The sequence below is a fragment of the Winogradskyella luteola genome (genome assembly GCF_019203985.1).
Classification (GTDB): domain Bacteria; phylum Bacteroidota; class Bacteroidia; order Flavobacteriales; family Flavobacteriaceae; genus Winogradskyella; species Winogradskyella luteola.
This window is the reverse complement of sequence record NZ_JAGSPD010000007.1, coordinates 86,599-100,787: the sequence shown is the minus strand read 5'-3', so window position 1 is coordinate 100,787 and position 14,189 is coordinate 86,599. Positions and strand designations below refer to the sequence as shown.

At 34.6% G+C, this 14,189-nt stretch carries 10 protein-coding genes; 9 read left to right on the top strand and 1 reads right to left on the bottom strand.

What is annotated here, in order from left to right:
- Positions 1 to 39 precede the first annotated feature (39 nt).
- From KCG49_RS10075 to ppk1, 9 genes are all read left to right on the top strand, one after another.
- Positions 40 to 1,605: a protein adenylyltransferase SelO gene (locus KCG49_RS10075; RefSeq protein ID WP_218546279.1), complete on the top strand. Its 1,566-nt coding sequence runs from the start codon at positions 40 to 42 to the stop codon at positions 1,603 to 1,605.
- Positions 1,606 to 1,633: 28 nt separating this feature from the next.
- The gene (locus KCG49_RS10070; protein ID WP_218546277.1) at positions 1,634 to 2,359 is read left to right on the top strand and encodes a flavodoxin family protein; all 726 of its coding nucleotides are present in this window, start codon (positions 1,634 to 1,636) and stop codon (positions 2,357 to 2,359) included.
- Between the two features lie 26 nt (positions 2,360 to 2,385).
- Entirely contained in the window at positions 2,386 to 2,667 is a 282-nt protein-coding gene (locus KCG49_RS10065; RefSeq protein WP_218546275.1) for a DUF427 domain-containing protein, read from the top strand.
- Between the two features lie 66 nt (positions 2,668 to 2,733).
- Positions 2,734 to 3,951, top strand: coding sequence for a bifunctional alpha/beta hydrolase/OsmC family protein (locus KCG49_RS10060; RefSeq protein ID WP_218546273.1), 1,218 nt, complete (start codon positions 2,734 to 2,736; stop codon positions 3,949 to 3,951).
- Positions 3,952 to 3,953: 2 nt separating this feature from the next.
- Positions 3,954 to 5,120, top strand: a complete 1,167-nt coding sequence (gene egtB / locus KCG49_RS10055; protein WP_369680357.1) for an ergothioneine biosynthesis protein EgtB — start codon at positions 3,954 to 3,956, stop codon at positions 5,118 to 5,120.
- A 1-nt stretch (position 5,121) separates the two neighbouring features.
- The gene (locus tag KCG49_RS10050) at positions 5,122 to 6,060 is read left to right on the top strand and encodes an L-histidine N(alpha)-methyltransferase (RefSeq protein WP_218546271.1); all 939 of its coding nucleotides are present in this window, start codon (positions 5,122 to 5,124) and stop codon (positions 6,058 to 6,060) included.
- Positions 6,061 to 6,228: 168 nt separating this feature from the next.
- The gene (locus KCG49_RS10045) at positions 6,229 to 9,933 is read left to right on the top strand and encodes a metallophosphoesterase (protein ID WP_218546269.1); all 3,705 of its coding nucleotides are present in this window, start codon (positions 6,229 to 6,231) and stop codon (positions 9,931 to 9,933) included.
- A gap of 6 nt (positions 9,934 to 9,939) precedes the next feature.
- On the top strand, positions 9,940 to 11,223 hold the full coding sequence (locus tag KCG49_RS10040; RefSeq protein ID WP_218546267.1) for a DUF2254 domain-containing protein: 1,284 nt from the start codon (positions 9,940 to 9,942) through the stop codon (positions 11,221 to 11,223).
- A 69-nt stretch (positions 11,224 to 11,292) separates the two neighbouring features.
- Positions 11,293 to 13,317 carry a polyphosphate kinase 1 gene (gene ppk1 / locus KCG49_RS10035; RefSeq protein ID WP_218546266.1) on the top strand — a complete coding sequence of 675 codons (2,025 nt, stop codon included), beginning with the start codon at positions 11,293 to 11,295 and terminating at the stop codon, positions 13,315 to 13,317.
- Here ppk1 and KCG49_RS10030 read toward each other — a convergent pair.
- The gene (locus tag KCG49_RS10030) at positions 13,303 to 14,118 is read right to left on the bottom strand and encodes an SdiA-regulated domain-containing protein (RefSeq protein ID WP_218546264.1); all 816 of its coding nucleotides are present in this window, start codon (positions 14,116 to 14,118) and stop codon (positions 13,303 to 13,305) included. The genes ppk1 and KCG49_RS10030 overlap by 15 nt on opposite strands.
- Positions 14,119 to 14,189 lie beyond the last annotated feature (71 nt).

Below are 14,189 nucleotides of genomic sequence, written 5' to 3'. Positions count from 1 at the left end.
TTATATAAGTTATTATGTAATTCAACCTAAGAAAGATAAGTGGTAAAACTAAATATCTGTAATACGTTTAATGTAGAATTGGCATCAGATTCTAATACCGATAATACCAGAAGGCAAGTGTTTGATGCTTCACATTCTTACGTTAAACCTAAAAAACCTTCTAGTCCTAAGTTAATTCATGTCTCTAGAGAAATGGCAGAAGCAATTGGCCTAGACAAAGACAGTGTTATGTCTAAAGATTTTCTAGATATATTTTCTGGTACCAAAATTTATCCCAAAACAAAACCTTATGCTATGGCATACGCTGGTCATCAATTTGGAAATTGGGCTGGGCAGTTAGGAGATGGCAGAGCAATTAATCTTTTTGAAGTAGAACATAATAATAACCGTTGGGCATTACAACTAAAAGGTGCAGGCGAAACACCTTATTCTAGACAAGGAGATGGTTTGGCCGTTTTAAGATCCTCAGTTCGTGAGTATTTATGTAGTGAAGCTATGTACCATTTGGGAGTGCCCACGACTAGAGCATTAAGCTTAATGTTGTCCGGTGATGATGTATTACGAGATATGCTATACGATGGCAATGCCGATTATGAAAAAGGAGCCATTGTTTGTCGAGTTGCACCTACATTTATCCGTTTTGGTAATTTTGAACTGTTTGCTGCCAGACAAGATTACAAAAACCTAAAAAAATTAACAGATTACACGATAAATCATTTTTATCCCCACTTGGGTAAACCATCAAAAGAAACTTACGTAAAGTTTTTTCAAGAAGTTACCAATAGAACTTTAGAGATGATTATACATTGGCAACGTGTAGGCTTTGTACACGGTGTAATGAATACCGATAATATGTCTATTCTCGGCCTCACTATAGATTATGGACCTTATGGTTGGTTAGAAGGGTTTGATTTTGGATGGACACCAAATACCACGGATAGGCAAAATAAACGCTATCGTTATGGCAATCAACCTAATATTGCACTTTGGAACGTGTTGCAGCTAGCAAACGCTTTATACCCATTAGTAGAAGAAGCAGAGCCCTTTGAAACGATCTTAAATCAATATAAAATAGATTTTGAAGAAAAATCGCTTAGCATGATGCGTTCTAAATTAGGATTGGAAATACAAGATAAAAATGATGCTAAATTAATGGCAGACTTAGAAGATTGTTTAACCCTTCATGAAATCGATATGACAATTTTTTTCAGATCATTGTCTAAATATAAACAAGGCAATTCCGAATCTGGATTAGAAATCATTCATAAGGCGTTTTACAAACCAGAAGACATTAAAGACCATGTTTTAAAACAATGGAAAGGTTGGTTGGTGTCTTACGACCAAAGACTACAGATAGAAGAACTAACAGACCAACAACGCCAATCTAAAATGAATCTGGTAAATCCAAAGTATGTACTTAGAAATTATATGGCACAGTTAGCGATTGATAGTGCTAACAAAGGAGACTACAGTTTAATTGATGAATTATTTAAGCTGTTAAAAAAGCCATACGATGAGCAACCAGGACAAGAAAAATGGTTTGCTAAACGTCCTGAGTGGGCACGTCATAAAGTTGGCTGTTCCATGTTGTCATGTAGCTCTTAATTCGTAAACAATAATCAAAAGCAAAAACATGGACTTTTCACATTTAAAAGCATTGTATATCAATTGTACGCTAAAAAAATCGCCAGACAAGAGCCATACAGAAACACTTATGAAAGTGTCGCAAAATATTTTAGAAAAAGAAAATGTTGCATTCGAAACGGTTCGGCTTATAGACGCAGACGTAGCTTCTGGAGTGTATCCAGATATGACAGAACATGGATGGGATAAAGACGAATGGTCTAAAATTTACGAGAAAGTTATGGAAGCAGATGTCTTAGTTGTTGGCACGCCAATTTGGCTGGGTGAAAAATCTTCTGAAGCCCAAAAACTAATTGAACGTCTCTATGCAATGAGCGGAAAGACCAATGATAAAGGACAATATGTGTATTACGGTAAAGTGGGTGGATGTATAGTCACTGGTAACGAAGACGGTGTTAAGCATTGTGCCATGGGTATATTATATGCATTACAACACATTGGGTATTCTGTACCACCTCAAGCAGATTGTGGCTGGATAGGGGAAGTTGGTCCTGGCCCAAGTTACGGTGATTCAGAATGGAAAGATGAAAATATAGATCCTCCAGTAGGGTTTAATTCTGAATTCACAAACAGAAACACCACCTTTATGACCTATAATTTATTGCATTTAGCAAAATTATTAAAAGAAAATAACGGCTATAGTAACTACGGAAATTCACGAGAAGCATGGGACGATGGAACCAAATGGTCTTTTGAAAACCCTGAATACCGATAGCATTTAAATAAAATAAAAAAGTTAATATGAAAGCCATTTGGAATAATCAAATTATAGCAGAAAGCGATGATACTGTTGTGATTGAAGGGAATCATTATTTTCCGCACGACAGTATAAACAAAGAATTTTTTAAATCTAGTGATACACACACAGTTTGCCCTTGGAAAGGTACAGCCTCCTATTACACTATAGAAGTAGGCGGAACTCAAAATACAGACTCGGCTTGGTTCTATCCTGAAGTATCAGAATTAGCCAAAGGCATTAAAAATCGGGTTGCTTTTTGGAAAGGTGTACAAGTCGAAGATTAAAATTTAATTTAACGTCAGTTCGAGTGATTTTTATGAAAAATTGTATCGAGAACTTATACTAATAAAATGAAAAGCACAAAACTAAAAATACAAAACAGAAAAGGTATAGCCCTTAACGCACAATTGGAGTTGCCAGCTAATCAAAAGCCAAATTACTACGCCATTTTTGCACATTGTTTTACGTGCAGTAGTAGCCTTAGTGCTGTAAGGCACATCAGTAGAGCATTGACACAAGATGGTTTTGCTGTAGTTAGATTTGATTTTACAGGTTTAGGGCGTAGCGAAGGTGAATTTGCGGACAGTCACTTTTCAGCAAACGTTGACGATTTACTAGATGTACATGTATATATGGCAGAACATTACAATGCACCAAGTTTATTGGTTGGCCATTCGTTAGGCGGAGCAGCCGTATTGGTTGCAGCTTCTAAACTAGATGCTGTAAAAGCGGTTGCAACAGTTGGGGCGCCAGCTACGGTTAGCCATGTTAAACATTTGTTTTCACACCAAATTGGAGACGATAAAGGAGATGTTGAGGTCAATATTGGAGGGAGACCATTTGTAATCAATCAAGATTTTGTTGCTGAATTTGATAAAACCGATCTACCTGAGATCGTTAAAAATTTAAGAAAGCCACTGCTCATTATGCATTCACCTTTCGATAAAATTGTGGGCATCGAAAACGCCAAGCAATTATATATTAATGCACATCACCCAAAAAGTTTTGTGACCTTAGATGATGCAGACCACCTTTTAATGCAAGAAAAAGACAGTCAATATGTGGGCGATGTTATTGGGACTTGGGCAAAACGTTATTTTCCAAAAGTTGAAAATGTAATGTTGAGCACAGAAGGAGAACAATTGGTTGGGCACTTAAATATTATTGAGGACAATTTTACAACTTCTATTCAAACCAAAAATCACACCTTTATAGCAGATGAGCCAAAAGATATTGGAGGAGACGATTTTGGGCCTTCACCTTATGAATATCTTAATGCAGCTTTAGCAGCTTGTACTGCAATGACACTAAAAATGTACTCAGAAAGAAAGCAATGGGATTTGAAAGAAGTATTTGTTTATATTTCACATTCTAGAAAGCATAGTGACGATTTACAGGTTGAGATCGATAAACCAAAATACTTAGACCATATTACTAAAAAACTAAAATTTGTTGGTAATTTAGATGCTACACAAAAAGAACGATTAAAAGAAATAGCTTCACGTTGTCCGGTTCATAAGACTATTGCAAGTGAAGTGATTTTTGAAACCCAAATAATAAAAGATTAATAGTGCAAATAGCAACTGCAAACCCTATTACTAAAGAACGGTTTTTGGACATTAGAAGCCGTACAGAAGAAATTTGTAAATCCTTAAAGCCTGAAGATGTATCTATACAACCTGTGGATTTTGTATCACCACCAAAATGGCACTTAGCGCATACTACATGGTTTTTTGAAACGTTTGTGCTGTTAAAATACAAGTCTAATTATCAAGTTTTTCATAAAGACTTTGGGTATTATTTTAACAGTTATTACAATAATGTTGGCGAACGTGTCATTAGAGCTAATCGTGGTATGATGACGCGACCAACTTTAGACGAGATAATAGCTTACAGAGCTTATGTAAATGAACATATTGCACAATTCCTTGAGGATAAGGTTGAGAAAGATATATGTGATGTCATTGAAATCGGTTTGCAGCATGAGCAACAGCACCAAGAATTGTTAATATATGATATCAAATACATATTTGGTCACCAGCCTTCATTTCCAAAATTAGATTTTGAAATAAAGCTAGAATCTGAAAACAGCACACAGGAGTTTATTAAGATTGATGAAGGTATTTACGACATAGGTCATAATGAAAACTGCTTTTGCTGGGACAATGAATTAGGACAACACAAAGTATATCTACATGGTTTTGAAATTTCAAATCGATTGGTAACCAATAAAGAATATGTTGAATTTATTGAAGCTGGGGGTTACCAAGATTTTAATCTTTGGCACGCTGATGGTTGGGATTGGATTCAGAGTAACCAAATAAATGCACCTTTATATTGGTATAAGGTAGATGGTAAATGGATGCATTACACACTTCAAGGTTTTAAAGCAATTGAAGCAAATTTACCTGTAAATCACCTCTCTTTTTATGAGGCTTTTGCATTTTCACAATGGATAGATATGCGTTTGCCTACTGAGTTTGAATGGGAAGTAGCCTCACCTCATTTAGAGTACGGACAACTGTGGGAGTGGACTAATAGTGCTTATTTGCCCTACCCCAATTACTCTAAAGCAGAAGGTGCCATAGGTGAATACAATGGCAAATTTATGGTAAATACTATGGTTATGCGTGGTGCCTCAGTAGCTTCGCCCAAAGGACACTGCAGACCAACCTACAGAAACTTCTTTACGCCAGAAACCCGATGGCAATTTTCAGGAATTAGACTCGCTAGATAGAATGACAGACAAATTTGCGCAAGATGTGCTTAAGGGCTTAACCGCTAAAAACAAACATTTATCCTCAAAGTATTTTTACGACGATAATGGAAGTCGCATATTTCAGGAAATAATGAATATGCCAGAGTATTATCTAACAGATGCAGAGTTCGAGATTTTGTCTATGCAGTCCAAACAGATCGTTGAGGCATTACAGTTTTCTCAACCATTTAATATCATAGAGCTTGGTGCTGGTGATGGTTTAAAGACCTTTAAATTTTTAGAGTATTTGGTAAATAATAATATTCACTTTTATTATGTACCAATAGATATTTCTCAAGAAGCAGTAGATCTGTTAACATCACGATTAAAAGAACGTTTGCCAGGTATTAATGTTAGGCCACAAATAGGAGATTATTTTGAGATCCTAAAAGCAAATAAAAAAAGTGACTATCCGAGTTTGCTTCTATTTTTGGGTAGTAATATTGGCAATTATAAAGAAGATAAGGCTGAGGAACTTTTAAGGCTTTTTAATGCCAATATGAAAGTGGGTGATAAGCTTTTGGTTGGTTTCGATTTAAAGAAAAACCCAATAACCATTCACAATGCCTATTACGATAAGCATGGTATTACAAAACGATTTAACTTAAACCTGCTTTTAAGGATAAATAGAGAACTCGATGCGGATTTTAAAATTGATGATTTCGATTTCTACTGCCATTATAATCCAATAACAGGGAATGTTAAAAGTTACATCGTAAGTCTCAAGAAGCAAATAGTAGAAATTAAGGCTATTGATAAAACTATTGATTTTGATTACAATGAATTAATCTGGACAGAGCTCTCTAAAAAGTACAGTTTAGATGAAATTCGTAACTTAGCCCTAAGCTCTAAATTTAAGCCAAGTTCAATTTTTTTGGATTGTAAACATTACTTTGTAGATAGTTTATGGGAAAAATGATTTCCCTAGGATCTGTCCTTTTTGAGTCAATAACTTGTTTAGAAAATCATTTACTTTGTAAATTAGCCTATCTGATTATATGAAATGAACCACAACAACTAAGTTGATACCAACCAAGATTATAACTGGCGAGTTTCACCTGACCTTTAAAATAATAGATACTAGCAGATGAAAAGCATCAAAAAAATATTAGGAATATGCCTTTTGATATTCCTAAGTGCGTGCGCCACTTACGAAGCGCAATACAAAGATGAAGGATTAAAGCAAAACAAGACACCACAAAAAGAAGTAGAAAAACGCTTTTATTTAATTGGTGATGCTGGTAAATCACCAATGAATGGGATGTCTGATGCGCTTTCGGCTTTTCACAAGCATGTTGAGGATAAAAATACAAAAGAAGATCATGTTATTTTTTTAGGTGACAATATCTATCCTTCAGGCTTGCCAAAAAAAGATCACAAAGACAGAAAGGAAGCAGAGAATGCATTGAATGCACAAATAAAATCTGTAGAAAATTTCAAAGGTGAAGTGCTTTTTATTCCAGGTAATCATGATTGGTATTCTAATGGCCTCAAAGGCTTAAAGCGTCAAGAAAAATATATTGAAGATGCCTTGGGTAAAAATACTTTTCAGCCCGAAAATGGTTGCCCAATTGAAGATATAGATATTGGTGATAATGTAAAATTAATCATTGTTGACACGCAATGGTATTTAGAAAATTGGAACGAAAATCCGACTATCAATGACGAATGTGAAATCAAAACCAGAGAACGTTTCTTTGAAGAACTAGAAGGTGAAATAAAAAAAGCACAAAACAGAACAACGGTTATCGCCATGCACCATCCTATGTATACTAATGGTATTCATGGGGGTTATTATGGAGCAAATAAACATCTATATCCCACACAGAAAAAAATCCCACTTCCAATTTTAGCATCATTCTTAACGCAAGTGAGGACACAAGGTGGTGTTTCTATACAAGATAGGTATAACGAACGCTATAATGAGTTGATGAGACGTATAGAAACACTGACTTTTGATGCGGATAATGTGGTATTTGTTTCCGGTCATGAGCACACCTTACAATACATAGAGAATGAGCGTATAAAGCAAATCGTGTCTGGTTCTGGCGCAAAATCATCTGCCGCTGCACTAAGCAACAATGGATTATTTAGTTATGGAGGGCAAGGTTTTGCAGAACTCATTATTTATAAAGATGGAAGTTCTTGGGTTAAAATTTATGGAGCAGAAGCTGGAGAGCCAAAGGTGTTGTTTGAGCATAAAGTCTTTGAACCAAGGGTATCTTATGATGTTTCAAACTTACCAGAAACATTTCCAAACGAAGTCGAAGTATCTGTTTACAGCAAAGAGGAAACCGATAGAACAGGATTTTTTGAGTCTGTTTGGGGAGATCACTATAGAGATGTTTACAGCACTAAAATCAAAGCTAAAGTTGCTACGTTAGATACATTGTATGGTGGTTTGGAGATTGTAAGAAAAGGCGGTGGACACCAAACACGCTCGTTACGTCTAAAGACGAAATCGGGCAAAGAATTAAATATGAGGGCACTTCGTAAAAGTGCGACCCAATATCTACAAACTGTACTTTTTAAGGATACTTATATACAAGATGAATTTGAAAGAACAGCCATTGAAGGACTAATTCTAGATTTTTACACAGCAGCGCATCCGTATGCTTTTAGTGTTGTACCAGACTTATCTGATGCGGCCAAGATATATCATACCAATCCGAAATTGTATTACATCCCTAAACACAAACATTTAGGGAATTACAATGAAGAATATGGTGGCGAATTGTATATGATTGAAGAACGCCCTGAAGAAAATTACACAGACGAACGTAATTTTGGATATGCTGATGATATTGAAAGTACACACGATATTATTGAGAAAGTCCGAAAGGATGAGAAGTACAAAATTGATGAAAATGCCTTTGTAAGAGCACGATTATTTGATATGCTTATTGGAGATTGGGACCGACACCAAGACCAATGGCGTTGGGCACAGTTTAATATGGATGATGGTGATAAGTATTATAGACCAATTCCTAGAGATAGAGATCAGGTATTTTCAAATTTCGATGGTGCATTGCTAGATGTTATGCGTATCATTTCTGGTTCTACAAAACAACTTCAAGTATACGATGATAAGTTAGAGGACATCGAATGGATGAATAATGCTGGTATAAAATTAGATCGTGCATTAATTCAGCAAGCAGATAAAGAAACATGGTTACAACATGCCAAGTTTTTACAGGAAAACATCACGGATGAAGTTATAGAAAAAGCATTTGCTAAAGTGCCAGAAGAAGTACAGGATGAAACCTTAGAAGAAATAAAACAGAATTTAAAGGGAAGGCGTGGTAACCTTTTAGATATTGCAGCACGATACTACGAATATTTAAATGAATTGGCAATACTCACAGGAACAGATAAGGACGATTACATTGAAGTGATCAGGCAAGGCGATAAGGAAACAAGAGTTATTATATCGCGTATTAAAGACGGTGAGAAGGCAGATGTTATTGTCGATAAGGTTTTTAATAGAGATATTACTGAAGAAATTTGGATTTACGGATTAGATGACAAAGATGTTTTTGAAGTCACAGGAAAAGGTAATAATCTCATATTTACAAGATTAATTGGTGGTCAAGAAAATGATACCTATATCATTAAATCCGGAAGGCGTATAAAAATTTACGATCATGAAAGTAAGCCCAACACCGTAAAAGAAAATAAGGGAGCTTTTACACGATTTACCGATGTATATAAACTCAATCTGTATGATTTTAAAAAGAACATTGTAAATAATAGTGTAATTACACCAGCTATTGGGTTTAATCCAGACGATGGGGTATCTCTAGGACTGTCTTACGTAAGGACTAAAAATGGTTTTCAGAGGAATCCATTTTCACAACAGCACCGTTTTAAAGGAGGTTACTTCTTTGCTACAAAAGGTTTTGCGCTCAGTTATGATGGTGAGTTTGCCAATATAATGAATGATTGGAATTTGCATATTGGAGGGAAAATTACATCTGCGAATTTTACGAATAACTTTTTTGGATTTGGTAACGAAACCGAAAATTTAGATGATGATTTAGATTTTGACTATAATAGAGTTAAAACCAGTATTTACATGGTGAAAGCTGGGATAATCAAAAAAGGGAATTTTGGTAGTGATTATGGTTTTAGAGCTATTCTTGAAGGTATAGAATTAGACGATACGGATGGTAGGTTTATTACGGATGTTATCCCAGAATCAAACGAAGAGTTTTACGAAAGGCGATTTTTTGGAGGACTTGAAGCACAGTACAACTATGAGAGTTTTGATGATAAAATCAACCCCACAAGAGGAATGACATTTATGTTTAATGCAGGTGCAAAAACTGAGTTTAAGGATACTGAAAACACATTCGGCTATATCAATGCAGATATAGGCTTTTATAATGCGATATCACGAAACAGGAAGTTGGTTTTAAAAACAGATGTAAGATCCCAGTTTAGAATTGGAAATGACTATTTATTTTACCAAGCCGCAAACATAGGAAGCAGAAATGGACTGAGAGGATTTAGAGGTGAACGATTTACGGGCGAACGCTCTTTAGTAAGCAGTGCCGATCTAAGATACAGTTTCAATTCATTTAAAACCAGTGTTTTACCTTTGCAGATAGGGATTTTCGGAGGATTTGATGTTGGTAGGGTATGGGTCAGTGGTGATAATTCTGATAAGTGGCATAACGACTATGGCGGTGGATTTTGGGTAACCGCAGCGGAGTCGCTTTCAGGAACATTTAACTTCTTTAACAGCGTAGATGGCTTGTGGTTTTCTTTTGGGTTTGGACTCAACTTCTAGTGTAAGATGAAAAATCTAGTTACCAAAAGCCTAAAATACATATACAAGCTTGAAAGTAAAATAGCTTTTTACCCTACAATCTTAAGTTTGGGAGGTATGTTTTTTGCTTTCCTAATGATTTTTCTAGAGAGCAAAGGTATTTCAGGTTATCTAATAGAGCACATGCCACTACTTGTGGTTAACGATGGGGAAACAGCAAGGAGTTTACTCACTACATTTATTGCTGGCCTTATTTCAATTATGGTATTTAGCTTCTCCATGGTAATGATCTTATTGAATCAAGCGTCGAGTAATTTTTCTCCAAGAGTATTGCCGGGTTTAATTTCTAATAGTAGGCATCAAATTATTTTAGGAATTTATAATGCAACATTGTTATACTGTATTTTCACCTTGGTGAGTATAGAACCCGATGGTAATAAATATCAACTCCCTGGCTTTTCGGTTCTACTTGGCATAGTTTCAATGACTTTATGTTTAGGTGCTTTTATTTATTTTATACATTCTATTTCTCAAGAAATTCAGATTAACAATATTATGAGCCGTATATTTTCTACGGCAAATTCGCGACTCAAAGAATTGATTGACAATCAAAACACAAGCGATTCAGATTTTCCAGATACAGACGAATGGAATATTCTAACCTCTACCAACTCAGGTTATATTCAAGATATATCTACTGATTCCATAGTAATGATTGCAAAAGAAAACAATTTACAGTTTGAGATTGTGCCTTCAAAAGGATTTTATTCTCTGAAGAATTCTCCACTACTAAAATATAGTAAGTCTTGCAGCGATAAAATAAAGGAGGATTTGTTGTCTGCTTTCCATTATTCAAAAAGTGAATTAATTGAAGATAATTATATACTTGCCTTTAAACAGCTTGCCGAAATTGCAGTTAAGGCGATGTCGCCGGGCATAAACGACCCTGGTACGGCTATTAACGCCATTGATTATCTAACGGAGCTTTTTCTTTTGAGAATTCAGAAAAATGACAAAATTGTGGTTTTAAATGAAGAAGGTAAACCACTTTTGTTAGAAAGTTCTATTAGCTTCAAACAATTGATAAGCAATACTCTTGCAGCTCTAAGGATGTATTGTAAATCTGATATTTTAATAGTTGAGAAGTTAATGCATATGCTTTCATTGTTACTGAGCAGTGATAATATTGCAATGTTAACATCTAAAGATGTCGTAAAACAAGAAATTGAAAAGTTGTACGAAGATGCGTCAAAAAGCATCAATAATAAAACAGATTTAAAGGAATTAGAAACTTACTTCAATACTCTTTAGAGTTAAAAATAATTCGTCTGGTAATAATAATTTAACCTTGTATTTACAATCGTTTTGTATTATTACGATATGTCTCAAAAACGTTATATTAATAGGGATATAAGCTGGCTTTCATTTAATGAAAGAGTACTGCAAGAAGCGGAAGATCCCATCAATAGTCTCAATCAAAGGCTTAAGTTCTTAGCTATATTTTCTTCAAATCTCGACGAGTTCTATCGGGTAAGGGTTTCTAAGCTGAGACAGTTTAGAAGTTTAAGAAAAGATTCACCAATTCGTTTAAAGGAAAAGCCAAAAAAGATTGTAAAACGTATTCAAAAGATTGTCGATAGGCTTCAAAACAAATTTGGCTACATCTATAAGGAGAAATTGCTTAAAGAGTTGGCCGCTGAAGGTGTTGTACTTATAGAAGCCTCACAGTTCAGTGACACTCAACACCAAATTTCCAAGGAGGTTTTTGAATCTACCGTAAAGGAGCACATCTCAATTTATGATTTAGATGACCAACAGAATTTTGATTTTATAAAAGATAAAGGGCTTTTCTTCTTTTTAAATAATGAGGATCGAGCGTTATTAGTTTCCATTCCAAGTGAAACTTGTGGTAGATTTATAACTCTTCAGGCGCATAAAAGTAAAACCTATATTACATTTCTTGATGAAGTTATAAGGAACAATATCACCCAAATTTTGCCAAATTTTGACAGTAAAAATCTATTTAGTGTGAAAATCACTAGAGATGGGGAGTTGTATTATGAAGAAGAAGAAAATGGCGAACTCATTAAACTGATAAAGGAAAGTTTAAAGGAAAGAGATTTGGGTATGCCAACAAGAATTCTCTATGATGTTGCTATGCCCAAACAATCAATTAAAGCATTACGAAAAAAGATGAAATTAAAGAAGACAGACCTAATGCCAGGTGGAAAGTTTCATAATTTCAGTGATTTTTTCAGCTTTCCGGACATAGAAAATAGAATTTCTGTTGAAAGTGTAGATGAAATTCCACATCAAAATTTAGCAAATACCGATAGTGTCATTGAAACAGTAAAAGAACAAGACCAACTGCTTTGTTTTCCGTATCATCAATACAGTTCTGTTTTAAAATTAATTGAAGAGGCTTCTACAAACGATAGTGTTACTCATATTTATATCACTTTGTACAGGATTTCAAAAAATTCCTCTGTAGCTAGAGGTCTGATTAATTGCTTGGCAAGAGGAAAAAAGGTCACGGTATTTGTGGAAGCCAAGGCGCGTTTTGACGAAGAAAACAACATCGAATGGGGAGAAAAGCTTGCTAAACTAGGTGCCAATGTATTATACAGTATGGTCGACCTAAAAGTACATTCTAAAATAATGCTTATTAAAACTGATCATTGCAACATTAGTTACGTCGGTACTGGAAATTTTAATGAGAAGAGTGCTAAGATTTATGCGGATTTTACACTTTTAACCGCAGATAAAACTATAACCAAGGATTTGGAAGAAGTTTTTAAGTTCCTTCTGGATACGAGTTACGAGCCGAATATAAATTCAATTTGGATGTCACCTTTTACAACACGAAAGGAATTGTACCTTAGAATAGATAACGAAATTGCTATCGCAAAACAAGGTGGTGATGGTTATTTGTTTTTTAAGATGAATAGTCTTGAAGATAAAGGGATCATTGATAAACTTTATGAAGCGTCTAATGCTGGTGTGCGGATAAGACTTTTGGTAAGAGGTATTTGCTGCCTAATACCAGGTATAAAAAATATGAGTGAAAATATAAAAATAATAAGTATTGTTGGTAAATATTTAGAGCACGCAAGGGTATATATTTTTGGTAATAAAGGCTCAAATGACATATTTATTGGTTCTGCAGATTGTATGGAAAGAAATTTAGACCGTAGGGTAGAAGTTTTAGTACCTATTGCGAATCAAAAAATAAAAAGAACCATTGAAATGTGTCTAAGTTTACAATGGCACGATAATGTTAAAGGGAGAATAGTTGATGCTAAACAGACCAATTCTTATCAAAAGAATGGTGAATCCAAAATTAATTCGCAAGAAGATTTCCGCAAATATTTAAATGCAGAACATTATCAATTAGAACCCAGATAAATCAAAAGTATAGATATTTCCACCCTCTACACCATTGCGTTCATCTGTGAGATATACTATGGAATCATTTTTAAAGCCAACTCCTTCTTTTTGCGAGTTGTGCCCAAAAGAAAGCGCTTCAATATTGCCCGAAAAGAAATCGTCATCTTCAAAATTGCTTAGTTTCCAAAGTTTATCATGGTTAAGAAGTACAACAACTTTACCATCGTTACTTATATCTGCTGAAGTAATTTTATTGTTTTTGCCATCCAAATTGTAGTCAGATCTAATGATTGCTTCATGTCTGCCAATCTCATTGGGTACTTTTAAAACAATAAATTTTTTATTTTCCTTACTGATAATGTAAAATGAATTTTTAAAAAAGAAGAACGCCTCAAAGTCTTTTGAATCTTGTTTTTTTGGCAAAGTAAATTCAATGATTTCTGCTTTAACACGACTTTTATTCAAATCTTGATGCTTAATTTTTAGTATTCTAAAGAGTTTTCGTTTTTCATTATTATTTCCAAAATCACCTATGTAGATATTGCCTTCATTGTCCGATGTCAAGTCTTCCCAATCAATATTACTAGCATTGGTAATGGCAATATCCCTAACAATGTTTCCATTGGTATTTAGAGCGTATAATTCACTGTCATTTCCAGAGTCTTGGATAGTCCATATCAAATCAGATTGTGTCGTAATTTCAGCAGCCGAAGCTTCATCTATACTGTTATTTATATCACCTTCAATTTTTAGTTGGCCATTAGATTGGCAAGAGCTTGTAATAAGAAAGAGAAATATTAGTCTTTTAAAGTATATCATTGTAGTTTTATTGATTATTAATGATAAGGATTGACAATTTTAATAACAAAGAATCTGTCATAAAATCTTCT

Excerpts from the sequence above, each read along its gene's own strand:
- KCG49_RS10050 (WP_218546271.1), top strand. The coding sequence starts at position 5,122 with ATGACAGACAAATTTGCGCAAGATGTGCTTAAGGGCTTAACCGCTAAA.
- KCG49_RS10045 (WP_218546269.1), top strand. The coding sequence starts at position 6,229 with ATGAAAAGCATCAAAAAAATATTAGGAATATGCCTTTTGATATTCCTA.
- KCG49_RS10070 (WP_218546277.1), top strand. The coding sequence starts at position 1,634 with ATGGACTTTTCACATTTAAAAGCATTGTATATCAATTGTACGCTAAAA.
- ppk1 (WP_218546266.1), top strand. The coding sequence starts at position 11,293 with ATGTCTCAAAAACGTTATATTAATAGGGATATAAGCTGGCTTTCATTT.
- KCG49_RS10065 (WP_218546275.1), top strand. The coding sequence starts at position 2,386 with ATGAAAGCCATTTGGAATAATCAAATTATAGCAGAAAGCGATGATACT.
- KCG49_RS10040 (WP_218546267.1), top strand. The coding sequence starts at position 9,940 with ATGAAAAATCTAGTTACCAAAAGCCTAAAATACATATACAAGCTTGAA.
- KCG49_RS10030 (WP_218546264.1), bottom strand. The coding sequence starts at position 14,118 with ATGATATACTTTAAAAGACTAATATTTCTCTTTCTTATTACAAGCTCT.
- KCG49_RS10060 (WP_218546273.1), top strand. The coding sequence starts at position 2,734 with ATGAAAAGCACAAAACTAAAAATACAAAACAGAAAAGGTATAGCCCTT.